Origin of the sequence: Streptomyces sp. NPDC015032 (genome assembly GCF_043080425.1) — a bacterium.
Taxonomy (GTDB): domain Bacteria; phylum Actinomycetota; class Actinomycetes; order Streptomycetales; family Streptomycetaceae; genus Streptomyces.
On the sequence record NZ_JBIBVN010000009.1, the window covers coordinates 1 to 22,039 of the forward strand.

A 22,039-nucleotide genomic window follows, 5' to 3' on the forward strand; every position below is an offset into this window, starting at 1 on the left:
GTGGCGTCCTTCGGCGTGGACTCCAGGGTGGTCACCACGACGTCCTCGACCCGGTCCAGCAGGATCGAAGGAGGCCGGCCCGGACGCGGCTCGTCGGCCAGTCCGTCGATGCGGTCTTCGGTGAACCGTGCGCGCCAGCGGTTCACCGTCGCCTGAGCGACACCGAGTTCAGCCGCGACCTGCACGTTTGTCGCACCGTCCGCGCAGGCCAGCACGATCTTCGCCCGCAACGCGAGGTACTGGGCCGTCTTCGCCCGCCTCGCCCAGCGGGTGAGTTCTGCCCGCTCAGCCCCGGTGAGCACCAACTCAGCCTTGCGCCGCCCGGACCGCGGCTCATCCGCGAGACCGTCCAGCCGGCGGCGGGCGAAACGGCCACGCCACTTGGCCACCGTCGCCGACGTCACCGTGAACTCCAAAGCCACAGCGGCATTTGACCGGCCATCCGCACAGGCCAGCACCATCCGAGCTCGCTCCGCGAGCTTGGGAGCCACCGCCCCGGCAGCCCACCGCGACAACTCGGCACGCTCCTCACCCGACAGAACGATCTCCACAGCACGCGGACCAGAAGGCGACATAAAAACACTCTACATACTTAGAGTCGCTATTTGAGGCGCGAGACACTAGCCTAAGTTAGCTTAATCCAGCTTTACTTAGCCTTGATGGGTAAGATCTTTCTCCCATTCGTCTCCCATGGGAACAAGGAGCGACCCCCGGCGCTACTGAACTTGATTGGGTGATGTCGGGCCGTTCGTCTGACATCGACTGAGTCGGGTCGGTAGCTGTGGGGTGTGAGATATGCGCAGGGCGGCGGTTTGACTGATGCCAAGAGGGCGGCAAGAGAGCGGGTCCGGCTGGAAGCGGTCGGTCGCTTCGAGAGCGGCGCGAAGAACCGGGAGATCGCGGCCGCGCTGCGGGTGAGCGAGCGGTCGGTGGAGCGCTGGCGCCGTCAGTGGCGTGAGCGGGGTGAAGAGGGTGTCCGGTCGAAGGGATCGCCAGGGCGTCCGAGGCTTTCGATAGACCAAATTGCCAAACTGGAGCGGGAGTTGGAGCGCGGTCCGCTCGCCCATGGCTGGGCTGACCAGCGGTGGACACTGGCCCGGGTGAAGACTCTGATCGGACGGTTGTTCCACGTCGGCTACACGGTGGAGGGGACATGGCGGCTGCTTAAGCGCCATGGCTGGTCGTGGCAGCAGCCGGCCCGCCGGGCGATCGAACGTGACGACGGAGCTGTGGAGTTGTGGAAGAAGGAGGTGTGGCCGCGGGTAAAAGTACGGCGGCGGCCCGCGGGGCCTGGATCGTCTGTGAGGACGAGGCAAGCCAGTCGCTGAGGCCGCCACGCGCGAGGTCCTGGGGCCGCATCGGTCAGACGCCGGTAGTCCGTGTCCGGGGCAGGGGTTCCGGACGGGTTTCGATGGCGGGAAAGGTCTGCTTCCGACGCGGAGACCGGTCGAGGCTGATCTACAGCTTTCGCGTCCACCGGGGCCGCAAGGGCGAACCCAAGGGGATTCACCTGGCAGGGCTACCGCGACCTCATCGTGCGGGCGCACAACCAGCTCAAAGGCCCCATCGTCCTGGTCTGGGACAACCTGCGCACCCATCTCATGCCGCAGATGAAGGACTTCATTGCTGCGAACGAGGACTGGCTGACCGTCTTCCATTTCCCGTCCTACGCACCCGACCTCAACCCGCAGGAAGGCATCTGGTCCCTGGTGAAACGGGCGATCGGTAACCTCGCCGCCGCGAACCTCGACCAGCTCGCCGCCGCCGTGAGGCGCAGCCTCAAGAAGACCCAGTACCGACCGCACCTCATCGACGGCTGCCTCATAGGCACCGGCCTGACCTGGGTCTGTCAAACGAGCGGCTCTGGCCCGTAGTCGGTGGTAGCCGTGAGTGACGGTGGCGGCGTCGATGACCACGGTGGCATAGCGGTGGCGGCGCTTGAGCGCGAAGTCGTCGATCCCGATGACACGCGGGACGCGCACCGCCGGCACCGGCAGGGCCCTCAGCGTGCGCAGCGCGGACGAACGGGAGACCGGGATCGCCAGGAAACGAGAGATGCGGGCGCCCGCTCTGCCCGCTAACTCCTTCACTACAGCGCCGAGTTGGGCAGTCAAGCGGTTGGTGCGGCGCTGTGGCGCTCCACAACCCCGGGCACCTGCTCGCGGAACGTCTGCCGCGGACAGTCCAGCACCGGGCACACCAGACGCCGCAGCCGGACCGAGCCCCTGACCCGCCGCCCGTCCACCGGGACGTCCGCGAGCGTGCGGGTGTGAAAGCCGTGCACCTTCCCCGTCGGCGTCCCGCAGGCCGGGCACGGTATCGGGCCGCCCCGCGTCCGCGCGGACACCAGGATCACCTCACCCCCGCCCGCCACGTCCTCTACCATCAGCGCTGACAATCCCGAAAACACGGTCCCAACAAGGGAGTTGAGATCAGACACAGCCCGATCATGACATGCCGTCACTCACGGCTACCACCGACTACGGGCCAGAGCCGAACGTTTTACAGTCCCCACTCTGAACGTCGCCCGCCGCCACGTCACCGACCAGGCGGCACTTTCCAACCTCACGGCTGAAACGAGCCCACTCTCACATCTGAGGTTCCCCCGAGATGCGGGGAGAGGTGACAGCAGATCAGATGGGGCTCACGAGAGGAGCTCTGACGATGCCTGCCCCGAGGCCGCAGAGCACGTGGACCGCCCTCGTCCCACGCTTGTCGCCATCGCTGCACCGAGCGGACGCTGACGCGCAGGTCTTTGGTGATTACCGAGCTCGCCTCGCCCTGGGTGAACCGCTCGGCCGCCCGGAGCCGCAACTCCTCGCGGAACTGCTGGCGTTCGGAGGTCAGCCCGCCCTCTTGTGGATACCGCATGCCTCCGGTGATACCGCAGCCAACGGCCAGCCGTCAGCCCCTACGACACCACGAGTTCAACCTCAGTAGTACTAAATCCATCGTGCCGATGACTTTGTGGAACTGCCAGTACAGGGTGATTCCGGACGCCTTCTCGGGATCGAAGAGAATGACCATGGGACATTCCTTCTGCCATTCCCTCGCGCGATCGGCGAGCGCCGCCGCGTAGACGCCTCCCACGCAGAATCCCATGACAGCCGTGACTCGCCTCCCACTCGAGCGGACCTCTTCCGTCCACCCGTCGACGAAGCCGTCGACTGCGGGGGGTGAACCTGTGAACAGGGTTTGGGGAACGGTCTCCCAACAGGTGACGGGGATTTTGAGATTCCCCATCAAATCTGAGAAGCGGGCTTCGTTGCGGCCTGTCGCGTCGAAATCGACGACAAGTACGACGTCATCAGTTTCGCCGCGCGAGATCTCTCGCCATGTCCTGAGCTTACTCACGGCCTTTTGTCTCTCGGATCGATGGGTCAGCGGTCCACACCGTTATCGTCCGAGAGGGTTTTGAAGGGATTCTAAAGACGTCCTTGTACATCCGCGGTGTGCGCCGAAATGGTCCGGGACTACGGTGTTCCGCCGGGAGCAGACCGGGGCGCCGTACCGCCCGCGTTGATCAACGCTTGCACCGGCGGTCGACGCTCCGCCTCATCGGCCCTCAGCCGGCCGCTCGATCGTGCCGACTGGTGGCGGTGCGGCCCATCAGGCCTGAGATACCCGCGATGACCGCTGCGGCGGCGACACAGCAGGCGGCGATCGTGAACATCACCTCATAGGCGTGCACCGTGGGCAGCCTCGACCCCTTGATGGTGTCGGCCGACAGCACCGCGCCGCTCACCGCTCCCGCGACGCCGCCGCCGACGAACCGGGCGATGCTGTTGACGGCGCTGGCCACGGCGGTCTCGGCCGGATTTACATGCTCGATGGCCAGTGTTCCCAGGGCCGGGAACGCAAGGCCTATGCCCAGCCCAAGCAGTGTGGCGGCTATGTAGATGTCGGCGGGGCGGTCATGCCTCACGAGGAGCCACAGTTCCGGCAGCGTGGCGATCGCTGCTCCCGCGGCCACCACGGTGGCGGCGGAGAAGCGCCGCAGGAACCGCCCGACAACCAGCGACAGAATCAGCATGAGAAGCGATGTTGGAAGTAGATAGAGAGCAGCCTGCAGTACGGACGCCTCGAAGCCGTAACCGGCGGCCGTGGGGGTTTCCGTAAAGTTCGGCAGCAAGGTGAAGCCGCTGAAGAGCGCGAAGCTCAGGAGCGCCGAGATCAGGCTGGCGCCGATCGTGGCCGGGTGAGTGACCAGGCCGATGGCGATCAGCGGGTCGGCAGCTCGCCGTTCGACGACGACCCACGATGCCCCCAGTACCACCGAAGCCGCCAGCAGCCCCAGCACCGGCCCGGAGCTCCAACCCCAGGCCCTTCCCTGACTGATGGCGAGCAGGAGGCACACTAGTGGAGCCGCGAGCAGGGCGGCGCCCAGGATGTCGGGCTTTCCACCAACGGGCGGGGTGAGGTCGTGCACCGCCACTGCCACAAGCACGATCGCGATGACTGCCACCGCTGCGCTGATCCAGAAGACGGCGCGGTAGCCGCTGGTGTAGTGGGCCACTAAGCCGCTGATCATGAAACCAAGGCCGACTCCGGTTCCCATTGTCGCGCTCAGCACGCCGATTCCGCTGGCGGTGCGGGCGGGTGGCAGCAGTTCACGCACTGCCCCGATGGCCAGCGGTAGCGCAGCCACGGAAACTCCCTGAAGGACGCGTGCGATGATGAACAACGGCAGACTCGTTGCGAGTCCACCCGCGACCGAGCCGATGGCGAGGAGGACGAGCGTTATTAGCAGAAGCAGGCGCCGTCCATACATCGTCCCGAAGCGGCTGACCAGAGGAGTGGCGATCGCGCCGCACAGGAGGCTGGCGGTGAAGGCCCAGGTGGCGCCTGTGAGTGTGGTATGCAGAGAGCTTTGCAATCTGGACAGCAGAGGCAGCACTGCGCTTTGCTGCATCGACCCGGCCCCTGTGGCGATGCACAGGGCTAAGACGATGAGGGCGGGCGGTCGGCTCACCGGCGTGGCGCGCTGCCGCCGAGGCCGGACCTGAGGCGCGGTGGGGTGATCTTGGGGTATCATTGACTTTTTCTTGATGGGTAGTGTGACGCGAGCAAGTTGCTTACCTAAGTTAGGTAATTATCTGGGAGGTTGCAACCAACTCATGGCTGACGATCGTGAGGACATGGGCGATCTGGTCCCCAAACTGGCCCGGCTGACCGCTGTCTTCAACAGTGGACGGTTCTACGCGCGCGCGGCGGAACTCTCCTACACGACACTTGAACGTCCCTCACTGACGATCCTGGGCGTTCTGGAGGCCGCGGGGGAGCCGCTGCGGATCGGTCAGATCGCGTCCAGCATGCAGGTGGAAGCCCCCCACGTAACGCGGCATGTGCAGAAGTTGGAGAAGAAGCAGTTGGTGAGGCGCGTGGTCGATGCCGACGACCGGCGCGCCAGACTGGTCGCCATCACCCCGGCGGGAGCGGCGATCGCCGCTCGCTACCGGGGTGTGGTCATGGCCTGGCTATCCGATGCCATCACGTCCTGGAGTGAGCGCGACCGCAAGGAGATACTCCGCTTGGTTACTCGCCTGGTGGATGACGTCCTGGAGCATCTGAGCCAACTGGAGGAGAAAGCCCCTGCGTTGGACTCGCCGGACCCCGGATCGGCGGCCGCTGCATGGGCGGTCACCGACTGAAGGTACGGGGGCGGGGTGTGTCGACTCAAGCCGCCATGAGTTCGTCAAGAGAGGTACTGCCGGCCAGGATCGTGTTGTGTAGGTCTTGGAGTGAACGGCAGGGCTCGAGACCGATTTCCGAACTGAGTCGGGCACGTGCTGCCCGGTAGACCTCCAGGGCATCGGCCTGCCGGTCCGAGCGGTACAGGGCAATCATGAGAAGTCGGTAGAAGGCCTCGCGCAGTGGATGTTCGGCAATGAGCGAGAACAACGAGCCAACCACTTCGCGGTGTCGGCCGAGATGCAGGGAGCACTCGGAAAGGAGTTCCATGCATTCGAGACGGGACTCCCCGAGCCAGGTTGCATACGCATGCACCACCGGGCCCTGCTGCAAGTCGCCGAAAACAGAACCTCGCCCTAACCGGAGCGCAGCCTCTAAGAACTCGTCGGCCGATTCGTACTGGCCGACGCGAAACTGGCCGCGGCCGTGCTCGGCTAACTGCCGGAAATTGTTGGCATCTATCTCAACGGGGTCGGCGTCCAACATATAGCCTCCCGGGCGGGTGATGAGCAGGCTCTTTCGGGGGCTGGTCGCACGGAGAAATTTCCGGAGTTGGGAGGCGTAGACATAGAGTGACGCGTCGGCTCGCCGCGGGCCTCATCCACCCATATCTCGGCCATGAGTTGGTCCCGGGAAACGACTTGGCCGACTCGGACGAGCAGCGCAGCCATCAGGCTCTGCACCTTGGGGGAGCTCAGGAATGAGGGGTCTTCCGTGCCCGTCACGCGCGGTGCACCGACCGCTCCGCGCGCTCCAGTGCGGGCGTGTATTGCTTTGTGCCCCTGGCCTGCTCTGTTGACGGATGTGGCGCGAAGGGGCACTGACGCGCGGTCTCCGGATGATGCGGTGAGCCGGCGGACGATGGCACTCACCAAACTTTTACTTAACTTAGGTAATTACAAGCTAGCTTATGTCTTGTCTACTGGCTAGTGCTGACTGCAATGCCATATAGGGGAGTTGTTCGGTCAGGCCGCAGGGCCACCACGCTCCGTGTTCGCGCGCATAGGGATACCACTCTCCGTTCATTCCAAGGCGAATCTGCACATCCAGCCCGTCGACGGTTATGCGATTGCCCCATGGGCGCAGATATAGGGGCCCCGGTCCAACCCATTCTGCGCGAAGTGCCGCGAGGGCCTCGTTCAACACTTTCTTCGCCGGAAGCCACATCCTCTCCAGCACGTCGAGTCCTGCTTCTCCGCCGAATTCCCAGGCACGTACAGCACAATTGAGCTCCATCGGCAGCCGACCGGTTCCCTTGCAGAGGCGAGCGAAGACCTCCTCGTCGCGGTGTGCTGTCGCGAGACGCACCGAGTCCTGCCAGAGGTCGCCAGTTGTCGCCTCCTGGTGCTGCCAGGCCGAGGTCAGCATTCGATGAGCTCTGGCAGCCGCATCCGCGAGGAGTAGTTCAAGACCTTGAGGATCGACGCCCGTCGTCTGGTGGACGTCGAGCACATGGGGGGAGCTGGGCCGCGCCGGCAGCGGGGGCAGTACAGGCAGCGGCTCGCGGTCCGCGTCTGCGAAGACTTCCTCGGCACCGATCCCCGGGTAGTGGGCGAGTGTGTCAAGCAAACCGTCTTGACCTGGTGTGTTGTCGTCCATCAGGACCTCCGAAGGGCCACGAGCCGACTGAGCTCGGTGTCTGAGAGTTCGGTCAGCGCGGTATCCCCTGAGCCGAGGACGGCATCGGCGAGCGCTCCCTTCGCCGCCAGCAGCTGGGCGACACGTTCTTCCACCGTTCCCTCGGTGATCAGCCGGTGAACCTGTACCGGCAGTGTCTGGCCGATGCGGTGCGCGCGGTCGGTGGCCTGGGCCTCGACCGCCGGGTTCCACCATCGGTCGAAGTGGATGACATGCCCGGCGCGGGTGAGGTTGAGGCCGGTGCCCGCAGCCTTCAACGACAGGACAAAGACCCGGACTTCACCTCGCTGGAAGCGGGCCACCATTTCCTCTCGCCGTTCGATGGGCGTGTTGCCGTGCAGGAGCTGAGCGGTGGTGCCTCGTGTTTCGAGGTGGCGCAGGATCATCCGGGCCATGGTGACGTACTGGGTGAAGACCAGAATTGCACCGCCCTCAGCGACGATGGTGTCGACCAGTTCGTCGAGGAGGGCGAATTTACCCGAACGCCCCGGCAACTTGGGGCTGCTCTCCTTGAGGTATTGGGCGGGGTGGTTGCAGATCTGCTTGAGGGCCGTGAGCAGCTTGAGTACGAGGCTGCGCCGTCCCCGTCCGCTCGTGCCGGAGATGGCGTCGAGGGACTCGCGCACCACGGCCTCGTAGAGCGCCGCCTGTTCGCGGGTGAGGTGCACCGCGTGATCTGTCTCGGTCTTCGGCGGGAGTTCCGGGACGATGTCGGCGTCTGACTTGCGTCGGCGCAGCAGGAACGGGCGCACCAGACAGGCCAGTCGTTCCGCGACGGCAGGGTCGTCGCCGCGCTCGATGGGAATGGCGAAGGTCCGGCGGAAGTCGCTGAGACTGCCAAGCAGGCCGGGTATGGTCCAGTCCAGGATTGACCACAGCTCGCTGAGGTTGTTCTCCACGGGGGTGCCGGTCAGGGCGACACGGACGCCGCTGGAGACGGTCCGCATCGCGCGCGCTGTCGCTGCGGCCGGGTTCTTGATGTGCTGCGCCTCGTCGGCGACGACCAGCCCCCATGTCGTGGTGGCCAGGGCCGAGATGTCCTGACGCATCGTCGCATAAGTGGTGAGCACGAACTCGCCCGTCTCAAGACCGTCCAGTGTCCGGCGCGTGCCGTGGTATCGGCGCGTTCGGACGCCGGGGGCGAAGCGTCGGATCTCCTTCTCCCAGTTGCCGAGGAGCGAGGCAGGACAGACCACCAGGGTGGGACCGGCCGTGGCCGAGTCCTCTTGCCGACGCAGGTGGAGCGCGATCAGAGTGATGGTCTTCCCCAGCCCCATGTCATCGGCGAGGCAGCAGCCGAGACCGGAGGAGGTCAGCCGGTCCATCCAGGCCAGGCCTTGAAGCTGGTAGCCGCGCAGGGTCGCCCGCAGTTCCGCGGGCGGATCCGGCAGCGCGTGCTGCCCGTTGTTCTTGATGCGCCGGAGGATCGTCGCCAGCCAGCCGCCGGGCTCTACGGCAATGGTCTGCGAGTCGATTTCCGTCGTGCCGGTGAGGAGCGCGGACAGACCGTCTATCGCTCCCAGAGGCATCGATTCCGGCTCCTGGGACCGCCGTATCAACTCGCGGTCCACCAGCACCCACTGGTCCCGCAGCCGTACCACGGGTCTGTGCGCTTCGGCGAGTGCGTCCATCTCGTCCTGGCTCAGCGGATCACCGTTCATGGCCAGATGCCAGCGGAAGCGCAGTAGTAGTTCTGGAGTGAAGCGCGAAGGGACGTGGCCCCTGGGGTTGTGTGCAGGCTCGATGAGCGCCGCGGAGGTGAGGTCGCGAATCAGGTCTTTGGGATAGTGCACGTCGATGCCGGTAGCCGTGAGGGCTTCCGCGGAGTCGTGTAAAAGGCTGTACAACTCGTCGTCGTTCAGGGCGAGCTCGCCAGGAACCGGCTGACCGGTCAATCGGTCCAGCGGTGGCCAGGCCCGGGCCCCCCGGCAGAGCAGGGTTCGCACGGCCTCCCGGGCGCGTGGGCCGAAGAGAGCGACAGCATCGTTCCAGGCCTGTGTCAGGTCCGTGACGAGCGAGGGGTTACGGGCACTGTGCAGCTGTACGACGGCCCGGAAGGCCGAGGTGTCCTGGTCTGGGCCGCCGTGGGCGCCGCTGGGCAGTTCCACGCGCAGAGAGACCCGCAGTCCGGCTTCGAGATCTGCGGCGATCTCATCGGCCCAGTAGCGCAGTTCAGGGATCCGCTGCGGCATCGTGTCCGCGAAAGCCCGACTTCCGGTGGCCAGCGGCGCGGCTCTGGTCCTCGGCATGGCGTCGGCGACTGCGTCGACGAAACCGCGCAGCAGAGGCTCCTGCCGGGCAAGCTGTACAGGAGAGGTCGCCGGCAGCGGCACAGCGTGTGCCTCGGCGGGCATGGCGGCAGCCAGTCGGCGCAGCCACGTGGTGTCCTCCTCTGCGATGGGCCCCGCTCGCCAGGCGTCGAAACCGCCTTGCGACACTTCCGGGATCAGCAGACCGCGAACCGTCAGGCCCAACGCGAACCTGGCGGCGGCGCCCCAGAAGGCCACCGAACCACTGGCCGACGCGGCGTCCGCCGTCAGCAGGTGCGGAAGAGCCTCCGCAACCGGAAGTACGACCGCGTCCACGGTGCGGACACCGACTCCGGATCCCTGGGGGGTGACCACCGGCAATCGGGCAGGCGTGCCCACGGCGGGCAACTGCGCTGCGCCGTCGGGGATGAAGGCCAGCAGTCCGTTGCGTGGTGGATCGCCTGGTAGGAAGGCTGCGCAGTGTGCGGTCAGTTCAGAGCCACGGCCGCTCGATAACGGAGTCTCCGTTGTTGTTGGATGAGGCTGCACGCTTCGACACTAACAGCCCTTCCACGGTCCGCGATCAAGCGCAGACCGAACGGGAAGCGGCAGAACCTCCCCAGCTGCCTCAGGCCTGGATGCGCCGCCACCAGGGGCAGCACGTTTCAAAGCCCTTTTAGGTCAGGCCTAGATCACCGGCTTAGCTTCGAGACCGTGTGACCCCGCATGCCTGCTCGTCGGGCGCTCGACGGGGCGTCGAGCCGAACTGTCCCAGTGGCGGCCCACCTGTCGCGACAACCTGAGGAGAGTGCATCGCCCATGGCGGACGAGGACAAGCTCCGCGCTTATCTCAAGCGTGCGACGACCGACTTGATGGAGGTCCGCAGCCGTTTGCAGGAGATGGAGTCCGACCGCCGAGAACCCGTCGCCATCGTGGGCATGGGCTGTCGCTACCCCGGCGAGGTGCGTTCCCCTGACGAGCTGTGGGAGATGGTCAGCGCCGGGCGGGACGCGGTCGGGGAGTTCCCTGCGGATAGGGGGTGGGGAGTCGATGACCTGTATGACCCGGACCCCGAGCGAATCGGCAAGTCCACCACACGCAGTGGCGGCTTTCTGCACGATGCGGGCTTCTTCGACCCGGCATTCTTCGGCATCTCGCCACGTGAGGCGCTGGCAATCGACCCGCAGCAGCGCCTGCTGCTGACCACCGCGTGGGAGTCCTTCGAGCGCGCCGGAATCGTGCCAGAAACCTTGCGCGGAAAGCCCGTCGGTGTGTTCGCCGGACTGATGTACACCGACTACGGAACACGGCTTCGCCGCCCGCCGGAGGACTTCGAGGGGTACCTCGGCCAGGGCAGCGCAGCGAGCATCGCCTCTGGACGGATCTCCTTCACCTTCGGTCTCGAAGGGCCGGCGTTCACGGTGGACACGGCGTGTTCGTCGTCGCTGGTGGCGATGCACCTGGCGGTGCAGGCGTTGCGGCGTGGTGAGTGTTCCATGGCTTTGGCCGGCGGCGTCACCGTGATGGCCACCCCCACAGTCCTTACCGAGTTCAGCAGGCAGCGGGCGTTGTCTGCTGATGGGCGGTGTAAGGCGTTTGCGGCGGCGGCGGACGGGACGGGTTTCGCTGAGGGTGTCGGGTTGTTGCTGTTGGAGCGGTTGTCGGATGCGCGGCGTAACGGGCATCGGGTTTTGGCGGTGATCCGTGGCAGTGCGGTCAATCAGGATGGTGCGTCGAATGGGTTGACGGCGCCGAGTGGTCCGGCGCAGCAGCGGGTGATTGGTGCGGCGTTGGCGGATGCGGGGTTGTCGGCGTCGGATGTGGATGTGGTGGAGGGGCATGGGACGGGGACGCGGTTGGGTGATCCGATTGAGGCGCAGGCGCTGATCGCGACGTATGGGCGGGGTCGGGGTTCGGGTGATCCTTTGTGGTTGGGGTCGTTGAAGTCGAATATCGGTCATACGCAGGCGGCGGCGGGTGTCGGTGGTGTGATCAAGATGGTGGAGGCTTTGCGGCGTGGGTTGTTGCCGGCGACGCTGCATGTGGATGAGCCGTCGCCGCATGTGGATTGGTCGGCCGGTGGTGTGCGGTTGTTGACCGAGGGGCGTCGGTGGCCGGATCGGGACCGGCCGCGCAGGGCCGCGGTCTCCTCATTCGGCGTCAGTGGCACCAACGCCCACCTCATCCTCGAACAGGCTCCGCCGACCGATGTCCCGCTTCCCGAGGAAGAGAACACGCCGGTACGGCTCGGCCCTGTATTGCCATGGGTGTTCTCAGCTCGTAGCGAAGCCGCCTTGCGGGAGCAGGCCCGCCGACTGCTGGACTTGCTGGCCGCTGAACCCGATCGCGAACTCGATGGCATAGCACGGGGGCTGGCCACCACCCGTGCCGAGTTCGAGCACCGCGCCGTGATCCTCGGTGAAAGCCGTGCCGAGATCGAGGCCGGACTGGCCGCACTGGTCAGTAGGGCTCCAGCGGTCGGCCTCGTCCAGGGGGTGGCCGACGGCCCCGTCCATCCCGTCTTCGTCTTCCCTGGCCAGGGGTCCCAGTGGGCAGGCATGGCGTTGGCGCTGATGGCCGACTCGGAGGTGTTCGCCGAACGGCTGAGGGAGTGCGCGCTGGCTCTGGAGCCGGTAACCGGTTGGTCCCTGCTCGATGTGCTCAACGAAGCACCCGGTGCCCCCTCGCTGGACAGGGTCGACGTCGTGCAGCCCGCTCTGTTCGCGGTGATGGTCTCGCTCGCGGCGCTGTGGCAGGCCGTCGGCGTTGAACCCGCGGCCGTGATGGGTCATTCGCAAGGCGAGATGGCGGCGGCCTGCGTGGCGGGTGCGCTGACCTTGCAGGACGCCGCCCGAGCGGTGGCCTTGCGCAGCCGTGCTCTCACCTCGCTCGCCGGGCAGGGCGGGATGGTATCGGTGTCGCTGTCGGCCGACCGCGCTGTCGAATTGGCCGCCCGTTGGGAGGAGCGGATCACCCTCGCCGCGATCAACGGGCCCAGTGCGGTGGTGCTCTCAGGGGACCCGCAGGCACTGGACGAGCTGACCGCTCACTGTGACACCGAGGGTATTCGGATCCGACGCATCCCGGTGGACTACGCCTCGCACTCGCCGCAGGTCGAGTCGCTGGAAGACAAGTTGCAGATCGCGCTTGCCGAACTCGTGCCCCGGGAGCCGCAGACCCCCTTCTGGTCCACCACCGCTGCGGCACGTCTGGACGCCGAGACCCCGCTCGATGCGGCGTACTGGTACCGGAACCTGCGGCAAACCGTCCGGTTCCAGGAAGTCGTCACCACTCTCGCCGAGCGCGGACACCAGTTGTTCATCGAGTGCAGCGCCCACCCAGTGCTGTGGCAGGCGGTCCAGGAAACCCTGGACGCCGTGGGCGACCCAGCGGCGTACGCGGCCATCGGCACCCTCCGCCGCAAGGAGGGCGGGCGGCAGCGTCTGGTGGAGTCCCTGGCAGAGGCGTACGTGCTCGGCGCCCCCGTCGACTGGCACACCCTCTTCGCCGGCCGTGGGCCTGTCGCCATGGACCTGCCCACCTATCCCTTCCAACGCCGACGCTACTGGCTGGAGCCGAGTCGGCCCGCGGGTGTGCCGGAACCGGGCTGGGCATCCGCAGACCATCCGCTGCTGACAGCGCAGGTCCTGCTGGCGGGAGACGAAGGCGCCGTGCTCACCGGGCAGCTCTCGCTCGACGAACACGCTTGGCTGGCCGACCACGCAGTGAACGGTGTGGTGCTGCTCCCCGGCACCGCCCTGCTGGAACTCGCCCTGCACGCCGGTCGTCTGCTGGACTGCCCCGAGCTGGAAGAGCTCACCCTGGAAAGCCCGGTGGTCGTCCCGACCGAGGGGACGATTCACCTGCAGGTCCTGGCGGGGGCTCCCGACGAGGGCGGCCGACGTCCGGTGACCCTTCACACCAGCCCGGCGTCCGCCATGGCGGATGATCCCGCAATGGAGGAATGGACCCGACGAGCGGTCGGCACTCTCCGGCCCGGCAATTCCACGCCGCCGCCTGCGAACACTGCGGTCTGGCCGCCTTCGGACGCCGTTGCCCTCGACGGCACAGACTTCTACCCGCGGCTCGCGGCGTGCGGCTACGGATACGGTCCGGTCTTCCAGGGGCTGCGCGCCGCCTGGCAGCTCGATGATGCGTACTACGCGGAAGTCAGCCAACCCGGCCCCGAGTCCGTTGCTGGAGGCTTCGGCATCCACCCGGCGCTGCTGGACGCGGCCTTGCACGCGCTGGCGCTGGAGGCGGCGTCCGATCCGGCCCAGGGCATCCGCCTGCCGTTCGTCTGGAGCGGGGTTCGTGTACATCGCACTGGCAGCCACGAACTGCGGGTACGGATCACCCCGGCCGGGCCCGACACGGTGTCGCTGTCCCTGACGGATCCCAGCGGGGCGCCGGTCGCCACCGTCGACCGGCTGGTCGTGCGGCCGATTACCCCTGAGCAACTGGCCGCCGTGCGTTCGTCCCTCGGCACCATGCCACTGCACCACCTGGAGTGGGCCGAGCTGCCTGTCTCAGCGGGTACGCCAGCGGTTACCACTGCTGTGCTGTGGACGGACGCCGGGGCCCGGCTGTCCGGGGTGCTGGACAACCTGCTCGTGGACGAAGCGGCCGCCCCCGATCTGGTGTTCGCCGAGCTCCCGGCGCAGGCCGGCGACCGAATCCCCGAAGCGGTGCACCGTGCGGTCCACGCTGCCCTGGCGTTGATCCAGACATGGCTGGCGGACGACCGGTTCGCCGCCTCGCGGCTGGTCGTGTGTACCCGCAGCGCCCTGCAGGCTGGGCTCGTCGACGCCGCCGTTCACGGCTTACTCCGGTCCGTCCGGTCCGAACACCCCCACCGCGTCGCGATCCTCCAACTCGAGGGGACCCAACCCCTGCCCCAGGCCGCCGCTCCCGCGCTGGAAAACCTGGCAGCCGGCGAACCCCAGCTCGCACTGAGCCGGGGCCGGCTCTACGCACCCCGACTCGCCCGTACCCCGGCCACCGACGCGCCACCCGTCACCCTGGACCCGCAAGGAACCGTGCTGATCACCGGAGGCACCGGCACGCTGGGCACCCTGCTCGCCCGTCACCTCGTCGTGAGCCACGGAGTACGGCATCTGCTGCTCCTCAGCAGGCGCGGTGAGGCGGCTCCAGGCGCAGCCGCGCTGCGCGGGGAGCTCGCTGCCCTGGGCGCGGAGGTGAGGGTCGCCGCCTGCGATACCGCGGACCGGGAGGCGCTGCGCGCAGCCCTTGAGTCCGTTCCAGGGGAGCATCCGCTGACCGGCATCATGCACTTGGCCGGTGCTCTGGACGACGGCATGGCGGAAACTCTTACTGCGGAGCGGGTTACCACCGCCCTGAGCCCGAAGTCCGATACCGCCTGGCACCTCCACGAGCTGACACGAGACCTGCCGCTCTCCGCCTTCGTGCTGTTTTCCTCCATCGCCGGAGTCATCGGCAGTCCCGGCCAGGCCAACTATGCGGCTGCCAACGCCTTCCTGGACGCCCTGGCCGAACACCGCAGGGCCGAGGGCAGGCCGGCGCTCTCGTTGGCCTGGGGCCTGTGGGCCGAAGCCAGTGGCATGACCGGTCACCTGGACGAAGCACAGCGAGGCCGCATGCGTGTGGAGGGAGTGGTGCCACTGTCGGACGCTGAGGGGCTGGCACTGTTCGATGCGGCATTGCAAAGCGGGCGGGCGGCTCTGACCCCGGTACGACTCGATACCGGGGCGCTGCGCATGGCAGCGAAGGCGGACGAGCCTCCGACCATCTTCTCCGGCCTGTTCCCCGCCCCGGCCCGGTCGACCACCGACCAGGCCCCGCTGGCCGATAGGCTCGCCGACTTGGCACCGGAACAGCAAAAGCAAGTACTACTGGAATTGGTGCGCTCCACGGTGGCAGCGGTACTGGGTCACTCCGGAGCACAGGCGGTCGAACCGTCGACAGGATTCAAGGAGATCGGCTTCGATTCGCTCCTCGCCGTTCAGCTGCGCAACCGCCTGAACGCGACAACCGGGCTGCGCCTGCCAGCGGCTATCGCCTTCGACCACCCCAACGCGTCGGCGCTTGCCGAATTCCTTCGGAGTGAGTTGGTTGCAGGCTCACCGACACCCGTTGAACGTGCGCTCGGCCAACTCGGCGAGTTGGAGGAGACGCTGCAGGACATCAAGGCTGGTGATGAAGCCAGAGCGGCTGTTGTCGGACGCCTGGAGGCCCTGGCCGCCAGTTGGCGAGGCGGCGGGCCGCAGCAGGAGGATGAGCAGCTCCACGATGCCACGGCTGACGAGGTGTTCGCCTACCTCGACAAGTTGCTCTGAACAAAAGTGAAGAACAGGAAGCTGCGAGATTTCCAAGGAAATTCCGCGCGCTGGCACGAAGGGACGTCAGATGACCGCGAATATCGTTGAAACGAGCCCGTGGATCCGCCGGTTCCACCCGGTGGAGGACGCACGGGTCAGATTGTTGTGTCTACCGCACGCCGGTGGATCCGCATCCTTCTATTTCCCTCTCTCCAAAGCACTCTCGCCCAGCGTGGACGTGCTCGCCGTCCAGTACCCGGGGCGCCAGGACCGTCGCCAGGAGCGATGCATCGACTCGATTCCCGAACTGGCGGATGCGCTGCTTGAAGAGGTGCTGCCTTGGTCCGACCGGCCGCTGGCGCTGTTCGGTCACAGCATGGGCGCCACTCTCGCCTTCGAACTTGCCCGTCGGTGCGAGCAGAAGAGAATCGTGCCGCTCGTGGTTTTTGTGTCCGGACGACGCGCGCCTTCCCGGTACCGTTCGGAGTCCGTGCATCTCCGTGACGACGACGGCTTGATCGCCGAGCTCAGGAAACTCAACGGCACCGGAGCGGAAGTGTTCGGCGACGACGAATTGCTGAGTATGGTGTTGCCGGCAATCCGAAGCGACTACAGGGCGGTCGAGACCTACCGCTACATCCCCGGGCCTCGTCTCACCGCTCCTGTTCGCGCATACACAGGCATCGACGACCCCAAGGTGACCATCGACGAAGTGCAGTCATGGGGTGAGCACACGGAGGGCAACTTCGCACTGCAGACCTACCCGGGCGGTCATTTCTATCTGAACGAGCAGGCGCCGCATGTCATCTCCTCGATCTCTCAGGTGATCTCGTCGTTGCTTCCATGAGCATCAACCGTGCCTCTCGATTTTCGCTTATGGGGATGTCGTATCGGCGTTCGCCCAACCGTCTGGCCGAGATGGCGTCGACTCGCTCATCCGAGCCTGGGGGCGGTGGAGGGCGGACAGGGTTGGTGCCGCTTCCGCGCAGCGGGCGATGGTGCGCGCGATCGAATGACGGTGGTCTTCCAAAAGGTGCCTCTATGGTTTTCGTCAAGCCGTGACGGGTGTGGACGGCTGGTAGAAGGTGCCGTCGCGGAGCATGGCGAAGAGGACGTCGATGAGGATGCGGGCGGCGGTCCTGATCCCGGTGCCGGGCATCGAGATCAGGACCTGGGAAAGAGGGTGGGCTTCCAGGAGTTCCTCGATTCTTGCGGCAAGGAGTTTGCACTGGTCAAGGACAGCTTGTAGCGAACTGGCGAGGCTGGGAACGATCAGCGCGGCCGCGTCGGTGCCCGGGACGACGACGGTCTGCTCGTCGAGTGCGGCAAAGATGTCCTCGACCAGTCGCTCTGCCATGCGGGAGCCTTTGGCCGTATCAGCGTGATCAGTCGTCGCCTTCCTGCCTTGCGGATCTGGGCGGGTGAGCCGAACTGGTCCAGCACTCCGAGCACGGCCGGGTGCTGGATGCGCGGTCCCAGGACCCGCTCCAGCGACGGATGGATCTGGGTGAGCAGGCCGCGGAGCCGGTTGGCGATCCGGGTGGACTCGCCAGCCAGGTCGTCGTCGGACCCGACGATCACGGCCAGCTCTGCGACCGTCTCGTCAGCGGTATCGACAGTCCGCAGGGTGTGGGGCATCGCTCGGGCGGCGTCGGCGATGACGAACGCGTCACGGGCATCGGTCTTGGCCTCGCCCGGATACAGATCGGCGGTCCGCCGCATCGTCAGCCCGGGAAGGTAGGCCACTTGGCAGCCCGCATCGCGGGCCACCGCGAGGGGCAGGGCGCCGATAGAAGCCGGCTGGTCAACGACCACAAGCACCGTCCCGTGCTTGGCCTGCAGCTTCTCGAACAGCTCTCGCAACTTCAACTCGCTGTTGGGAAGCCGTAGCCGCGGCGTCTGTGACCTTTCCGGCGGTCTCGGAGATGGCAGGGCAGGACATCTACCGGTTGCGGCACTGGCACAAGGCGAAGCTGGATGAGCCGGGTGACATGCCGCGCGTGGCAGTGGAGGCCCGAATGGGGCATGAGCTTCAGGGTGTGGAGGGCGTGTACAGCGAGGTGACGGTTGCGATGGAGGAGAGAATCGGGGAGTACCTTCAGCGCGTATGGGAGAAAGAAGTAGTGGGTGCGGGGTTGTGGACGCCTCCTTTTCCCATGCCGCTCCCAGATGACCTGCACAATGCTGCTCCGTCCCTGTTCAGCGGCCTTCCTGTCTTGGAGTACGAATGATCGTCTGGATCAACGGCGCGTTCGGCGCGGGGAAGACGAGCGCGGCGCGCGAGCTGGTCGACCTGATCCCGAACAGCACGTTCTACGACCCCGAGCTGATCGGCGCGGGGCTGCGGTATCTGCTGCCCCAGAAGAGACTTGCCGAGGTGACGGATTTCCAGGACCTGCCGATCTGGCGGCGTCTGGTGGTGGACACCGCAGCGGCTCTGCTGGCCGAGGTGTCCGGGGTGCTGGTGGTGCCGATGACGCTGCTGCGGCAGGAGTATCGCGACGAGATCTTCGGAGGGCTCGCCTCCCGCCGCATTCCGGTGCGCCATGTCCTGCTCTCACCTGAGGAAACGATCCTGCGCAAACGGATCGCCGACCGGGTGGAGTTCGCCGACGACCCCGAGCACAGCGAACGCATCCGGCAGTGGGCGTACGAGCACATCGAGCCCTTCCGGGCGGCGCTCGGCTGGCTCTCCGGGGACGCCCACACCATCGACACCAGCGCGCTCACTCCGTACGAGACGGCCGAGCACATAGCCGAGGCGATCCGCACCGGGGCGGCGGGCGCGTGCGAGATCGTGCAGACACCCGAGCCGACCGCGGAGACCGTCGCGGCCGGCGTGCTGCTCTTCGACGAACACGACCGGGTACTGCTTGTCGACCCGACGTACAAGCCCGGCTGGGAGTTTCCCGGCGGAGTGGTCGAGGCCGGCGAAGCACCGGCCCGGGCCGGGATCCGCGAGGTGGCCGAGGAGATAGGAATCCACCTCGACCGGGTGCCGAAACTGCTGGTCATCGACTGGGAAGCGCCGGAACCCCCCGGTTACGGAGGACTGCGGCTGCTCTTCGACGGCGGTCTGCTGCCCCGCGCGGACGCCGAACGGCTGCTTCTGCCCGGCCAGGAACTGCGGGGCTGGCGCTTCGTCACCGAGAAGGAGGCGGCCGGCATGCTGCCTCCCACCCGGTACGAACGGCTGTGCTGGGCGCTGCGCGCCCGGGAGCGGTCGACCGTGCTCAACCTGGAGGCCGGAGTCCCGGTCGGCTGAGGCGCGGAGCGCCGCGGCCGCTTCGGCGGCGGGGGATCGCCCGTGCCCGAAGCAGGCCGTGGCCGGTGCCGGCGTGGACAGTGACGGGGTGCGTCAGATCTTTTTGGATTCCGCGTAGTTCCGCAGGAACAGCGCCTCGGCCAGCGACAGACGCTCCAGCTCCTCGGGCGACACGCTCTCGTTCACCGCGTGGATCTGTGCTTCCGGCTCACTCAGGCCGATCAGAAGGATCTCCGCCTCCGGGTAGAGGGCGGCGAGGGTGTTGCAGAGGGGGATTGAGCCGCCCATGCCGGACGTCTGCATCTTCTCGCCGGGGTACGCGGCCTCCATGGCCTGCGCCATGGATGCGTAGGCCGGGCTGGAGGTGTCGGCGCGGAACGGCTGGCCCTGGCCGACCTGTTCCACCGATACCCTCGCTCCCCAGGGAGCGTGTGCCTCGAGATGGGCGGTCAGCAGCTCGGTCGCCGCGGCGGTGTCCTGGCCCGGCGGCACGCGCAGGCTGACCTGCGCCCGTGCGCTCGCCTGGAGCGAGGGGGTCGCGCCGACCACCGGCGGGCAGTCGATACCGATGACGGTGACGGCGGGCCGGGCCCAGATCCGGTCGGCGACCGTGCCCGTGCCGATCAGTCCGACGCCGTCGAGGACCTTGGCGTCCTTGCGGAACTCGGCCTCCGGGTACTGAAGTCCGTCCCATTCGGTGTCGGTGGCGAGCCCGTCGACGGTCGTGGTGCCGTCCTCGGCGCGCAGCGACGCCAGCAGCTGGATCATCGCGGCCAGCGCGTCCGGGGCGGCTCCGCCGAACTGTCCGGAGTGCAGGTTTCCTTCGAGGGTGTCGAGCGTGACGCGCAGCATCGTCATGCCGCGCAGCGTCGCGGTGACCGTCGGCAGACCGACCCGGAAGTTCCCGGTGTCGCCGATGACGATCGTGTCGGCGGCCAGCAGTTCGGGGTGCGCCTCCGCGTACCGCTCCAGACCGCCGGTGCCCTGTTCCTCGGACCCCTCGGCGATGACCTTGACGGAGACCGGGACACCGCCGTTCGCCTTGAGGGCGCGCAGGGCGAGGAGGTGCATGATGAAGCCGCCCTTGCAGTCCGCCGAGCCGCGGCCGAACCAGCGGCCGTCCCGCTCCGTCAGCTCGAACGGAGGGGAGAGCCAGGCGGACTCGTCGAGCGGCGGCTGCACGTCGTAGTGCGCGTAGAGCAGTACGGTCGGGGCGCCGGCCGGGCCGGGCAGGCAGCCGTACACCGACTGCGTGCCATCGGGCGTGTCGAGCAGGGCGACATCCTGGAAGTCCTCGGCGCGCAGCGCGTCGGCGACCCAGCTCGCGGCCGCCTCGCACTCGCTCTTCGGGAACTGCGCGGGATCCGCAACCGACTGGAAGGCCACCAGCTCGGCCAGCTCCGTCTTGGCGCGGGGCATCAGCGAGGCAATGGTCTCGGAGATCGGACGGGCGGTCATGGGCACGCTCCTCGTGGGTGCGACGTTATGTGTACGAATCCGGCTACATGTACACCGAGTGTGCGGCGTTGCATGGCGGCCGAAGGCGCGGTCGATCCTCCCACAGCGGGTTCCGGGCGCGGCGCGCCGTAGGATGCCGTGAGCAGCATGGGCCATTGGTGGGATCGGGAGCAGAAGCACATCGTGAGCAGCGAGAACGCAGACGCCGGGCATGAGCACGAAGAGTCGTCCGTGTGGGACGTCGTCGTAGTCGGTGGTGGACCGGCCGGAGCTTCCGCGGCATACGCGGCGGCGGTCGCGGGCCGACGGGTACTGCTCCTCGAAAAGGCGGAACTGCCCCGCTACAAGACGTGTGGCGGCGGCATCATCGGGTTTTCGCGTGATTCGCTGCCACCTGGATTCGAACTGCCGTTGCGGGACCGGATCCACGCGGTCACGTTCTCGCTCAACGGCAGGCTGGCACGCACCCGGCGCTCCAAGCGGATGCTCTTCGGGCTCATCAACCGCCCCGAGTTCGACGCGGGACTGGTCGAGGAGGCGCAGAAGGCGGGCGCCGAACTCCGGACCGGAGTGACGGTGACGAGGGTCGAACAGCACGGCGCCGCGGTACCCGACCGGCGCACGGTCGCCGTGGTGCTGTCCGGTGGCGAGACGGTCCTGGCCCGCGCGGTCGTCGGTGCCGACGGCAGCGCGGGGCGGATAGGAGCCCATGTCGGGGTGAAGCTCGACCAGGTGGATCTCGGTCTGGAGGCGGAGATCCCGGTTCCGGCGACGGTCGCGGAGGACTGGGCGGGGCGGGTGCTCATCGACTGGGGCCCCATGCCCGGCAGTTACGGCTGGGTGTTCCCCAAGGGCGATGTCCTCACCGTCGGCGTGATCTCGGCGCGGGGTGACGGGGCGGGGACCAAGCGCTACTTGGAGGATTTCATCGCCCGGCTCGGTCTTGCCGGGTTCGAGCCGAAGATCTCCTCCGGGCATCTGACGCGCTGCCGCAGCGACGACTCGCCGCTGTCGCGCGGGCGGGTGCTGGTGTGCGGCGATGCGGCGGGGCTGCTGGAGCCGTGGACCCGCGAGGGCATTTCCTTCGCGCTGCGGTCGGGGCGGCTCGCCGGTGAGTGGGCGGTCCGGATCGCGGAGTCGCACGATGCGGTGGACGCCCGGCGCCAGGCGCTGAACTACGCCTTCGCCATCAAGGCCGGCCTGGGGGTCGAAATGGGCGTCGGGCGGCGCATGCTGAAGCTGTTCGAGCGTCGGCCCGGGGTGCTGCACGCGGTACTGACGGGGTTCCGCCCGGCCTGGAACGCGTTCGCCGGGGTCACCCGGGGGACGACCTCGCTGGCCGAGCTGGTCCGTACGCATCCGCTGGCACAGCGGGCGCTCTCGGCGATGGACCGTTAGGACCTGGCGCCGTCCAGGGAGGGATGCCGTCGAAGGGCGG

General features: G+C 67.2%; 16 protein-coding genes and 2 pseudogenes. 8 read left to right on the forward strand and 10 right to left on the reverse strand.

The features are described 5' to 3' along the window. Positions 1-575: helix-turn-helix domain-containing protein (locus tag ACF08M_RS15375; RefSeq protein WP_392185746.1), on the reverse strand; the 575-nt coding region annotated here is incomplete at its 3' end. 213 nt (positions 576-788) lie between these two features. Between ACF08M_RS15375 and ACF08M_RS15380 the strand changes: the two genes are divergently transcribed. Together ACF08M_RS15380 and ACF08M_RS15385 are read left to right on the forward strand one after the other, a co-directional pair. After that, positions 789-1,328, forward strand: a complete 540-nt coding sequence (locus ACF08M_RS15380; protein WP_392185747.1) for a winged helix-turn-helix domain-containing protein — start codon at positions 789-791, stop codon at positions 1,326-1,328. Positions 1,329-1,535: 207 nt separating this feature from the next. Then, positions 1,536-1,874: a transposase gene (locus tag ACF08M_RS15385; protein ID WP_392185748.1), complete on the forward strand. Its 339-nt coding sequence runs from the start codon at positions 1,536-1,538 to the stop codon at positions 1,872-1,874. A 21-nt stretch (positions 1,875-1,895) separates the two neighbouring features. Here ACF08M_RS15385 and ACF08M_RS15390 read toward each other — a convergent pair. From ACF08M_RS15390 to ACF08M_RS15405, 4 genes and pseudogenes are all read right to left on the reverse strand, one after another. After that, positions 1,896-2,410, reverse strand: a pseudogene (locus ACF08M_RS15390) (transposase family protein); the annotation flags it as partial. A gap of 155 nt (positions 2,411-2,565) precedes the next feature. Next, the gene (locus tag ACF08M_RS15395; RefSeq protein ID WP_392185749.1) at positions 2,566-2,871 is read right to left on the reverse strand and encodes a helix-turn-helix domain-containing protein; all 306 of its coding nucleotides are present in this window, start codon (positions 2,869-2,871) and stop codon (positions 2,566-2,568) included. A gap of 33 nt (positions 2,872-2,904) precedes the next feature. Continuing rightward, positions 2,905-3,354, reverse strand: coding sequence for a hypothetical protein (locus tag ACF08M_RS15400; RefSeq protein WP_392185750.1), 450 nt, complete (start codon positions 3,352-3,354; stop codon positions 2,905-2,907). Positions 3,355-3,565: 211 nt separating this feature from the next. Further along, positions 3,566-5,035, reverse strand: a complete 1,470-nt coding sequence (locus tag ACF08M_RS15405) for an MFS transporter (protein WP_392185751.1) — start codon at positions 5,033-5,035, stop codon at positions 3,566-3,568. Positions 5,036-5,117: 82 nt separating this feature from the next. Between ACF08M_RS15405 and ACF08M_RS15410 the strand changes: the two genes are divergently transcribed. Then, positions 5,118-5,651 carry a MarR family winged helix-turn-helix transcriptional regulator gene (locus tag ACF08M_RS15410; RefSeq protein ID WP_392185752.1) on the forward strand — a complete coding sequence of 178 codons (534 nt, stop codon included), beginning with the start codon at positions 5,118-5,120 and terminating at the stop codon, positions 5,649-5,651. Between the two features lie 25 nt (positions 5,652-5,676). On the opposite strand, the gene ACF08M_RS15415 is transcribed toward ACF08M_RS15410, so the two are convergent. The 3 genes from ACF08M_RS15415 to ACF08M_RS15425 all read right to left on the reverse strand — a co-directional run bounded on the left by ACF08M_RS15415 (position 5,677) and on the right by ACF08M_RS15425 (position 10,127). After that, entirely contained in the window at positions 5,677-6,177 is a 501-nt protein-coding gene (locus ACF08M_RS15415; RefSeq protein ID WP_392185753.1) for an AfsR/SARP family transcriptional regulator, read from the reverse strand. Between the two features lie 417 nt (positions 6,178-6,594). Beyond that, positions 6,595-7,290, reverse strand: coding sequence for a hypothetical protein (locus ACF08M_RS15420; protein ID WP_392185754.1), 696 nt, complete (start codon positions 7,288-7,290; stop codon positions 6,595-6,597). Continuing rightward, entirely contained in the window at positions 7,290-10,127 is a 2,838-nt protein-coding gene (locus tag ACF08M_RS15425; RefSeq protein ID WP_392185755.1) for a DEAD/DEAH box helicase, read from the reverse strand. Before ACF08M_RS15425 ends, ACF08M_RS15420 begins: the two co-directional genes overlap by 1 nt. 270 nt (positions 10,128-10,397) lie before the next feature. Between ACF08M_RS15425 and ACF08M_RS15430 the strand changes: the two genes are divergently transcribed. Together ACF08M_RS15430 and ACF08M_RS15435 are read left to right on the forward strand one after the other, a co-directional pair. Next, entirely contained in the window at positions 10,398-15,896 is a 5,499-nt protein-coding gene (locus ACF08M_RS15430; RefSeq protein ID WP_392185756.1) for an SDR family NAD(P)-dependent oxidoreductase, read from the forward strand. Between the two features lie 70 nt (positions 15,897-15,966). Beyond that, positions 15,967-16,725, forward strand: a complete 759-nt coding sequence (locus tag ACF08M_RS15435; protein WP_392185757.1) for a thioesterase II family protein — start codon at positions 15,967-15,969, stop codon at positions 16,723-16,725. Between the two features lie 231 nt (positions 16,726-16,956). On the opposite strand, the pseudogene ACF08M_RS15440 reads toward ACF08M_RS15435, so the two are convergent. Then, positions 16,957-17,762: pseudogene (locus ACF08M_RS15440) on the reverse strand (IS110 family transposase); the annotation flags it as partial. 41 nt (positions 17,763-17,803) lie between these two features. On the opposite strand from ACF08M_RS15440, the gene ACF08M_RS15445 reads away from it, so the two are divergent. Next, positions 17,804-18,109, forward strand: a complete 306-nt coding sequence (locus tag ACF08M_RS15445) for a hypothetical protein (protein ID WP_392185758.1) — start codon at positions 17,804-17,806, stop codon at positions 18,107-18,109. After that, on the forward strand, positions 18,106-19,143 hold the full coding sequence (locus tag ACF08M_RS15450) for an NUDIX domain-containing protein (protein ID WP_392185759.1): 1,038 nt from the start codon (positions 18,106-18,108) through the stop codon (positions 19,141-19,143). Before ACF08M_RS15445 ends, ACF08M_RS15450 begins: the two co-directional genes overlap by 4 nt. A gap of 93 nt (positions 19,144-19,236) precedes the next feature. Here the strand turns inward: ACF08M_RS15450 and ACF08M_RS15455 are convergent, their stop codons facing one another. Then, a complete protein-coding gene (locus ACF08M_RS15455) occupies positions 19,237-20,601 on the reverse strand; it encodes a dipeptidase (protein ID WP_392185760.1) in 1,365 nt (454 codons plus the stop codon). Between the two features lie 183 nt (positions 20,602-20,784). Here ACF08M_RS15455 and ACF08M_RS15460 point away from each other — a divergent pair, with 183 nt between their 5' ends. Beyond that, positions 20,785-21,999: a geranylgeranyl reductase family protein gene (locus ACF08M_RS15460; protein ID WP_392185761.1), complete on the forward strand. Its 1,215-nt coding sequence runs from the start codon at positions 20,785-20,787 to the stop codon at positions 21,997-21,999. Positions 22,000-22,039: the final 40 nt, after the last annotated feature.

What these genes read in the sequence shown, in the direction of transcription:
- ACF08M_RS15450 (WP_392185759.1), top strand. Translation starts at nt 18,106, where the DNA reads ATGATCGTCTGGATCAACGGCGCGTTCGGCGCGGGGAAGACGAGCGCG.
- ACF08M_RS15395 (WP_392185749.1), bottom strand. Translation starts at nt 2,871, where the DNA reads ATGCGGTATCCACAAGAGGGCGGGCTGACCTCCGAACGCCAGCAGTTC.
- ACF08M_RS15455 (WP_392185760.1), bottom strand. Translation starts at nt 20,601, where the DNA reads ATGACCGCCCGTCCGATCTCCGAGACCATTGCCTCGCTGATGCCCCGC.
- ACF08M_RS15405 (WP_392185751.1), bottom strand. Translation starts at nt 5,035, where the DNA reads ATGATACCCCAAGATCACCCCACCGCGCCTCAGGTCCGGCCTCGGCGG.
- ACF08M_RS15415 (WP_392185753.1), bottom strand. Translation starts at nt 6,177, where the DNA reads ATGTTGGACGCCGACCCCGTTGAGATAGATGCCAACAATTTCCGGCAG.
- ACF08M_RS15430 (WP_392185756.1), top strand. Translation starts at nt 10,398, where the DNA reads ATGGCGGACGAGGACAAGCTCCGCGCTTATCTCAAGCGTGCGACGACC.
- ACF08M_RS15445 (WP_392185758.1), top strand. Translation starts at nt 17,804, where the DNA reads ATGGCAGGGCAGGACATCTACCGGTTGCGGCACTGGCACAAGGCGAAG.
- ACF08M_RS15410 (WP_392185752.1), top strand. Translation starts at nt 5,118, where the DNA reads ATGGCTGACGATCGTGAGGACATGGGCGATCTGGTCCCCAAACTGGCC.
- ACF08M_RS15420 (WP_392185754.1), bottom strand. Translation starts at nt 7,290, where the DNA reads ATGGACGACAACACACCAGGTCAAGACGGTTTGCTTGACACACTCGCC.
- ACF08M_RS15435 (WP_392185757.1), top strand. Translation starts at nt 15,967, where the DNA reads ATGACCGCGAATATCGTTGAAACGAGCCCGTGGATCCGCCGGTTCCAC.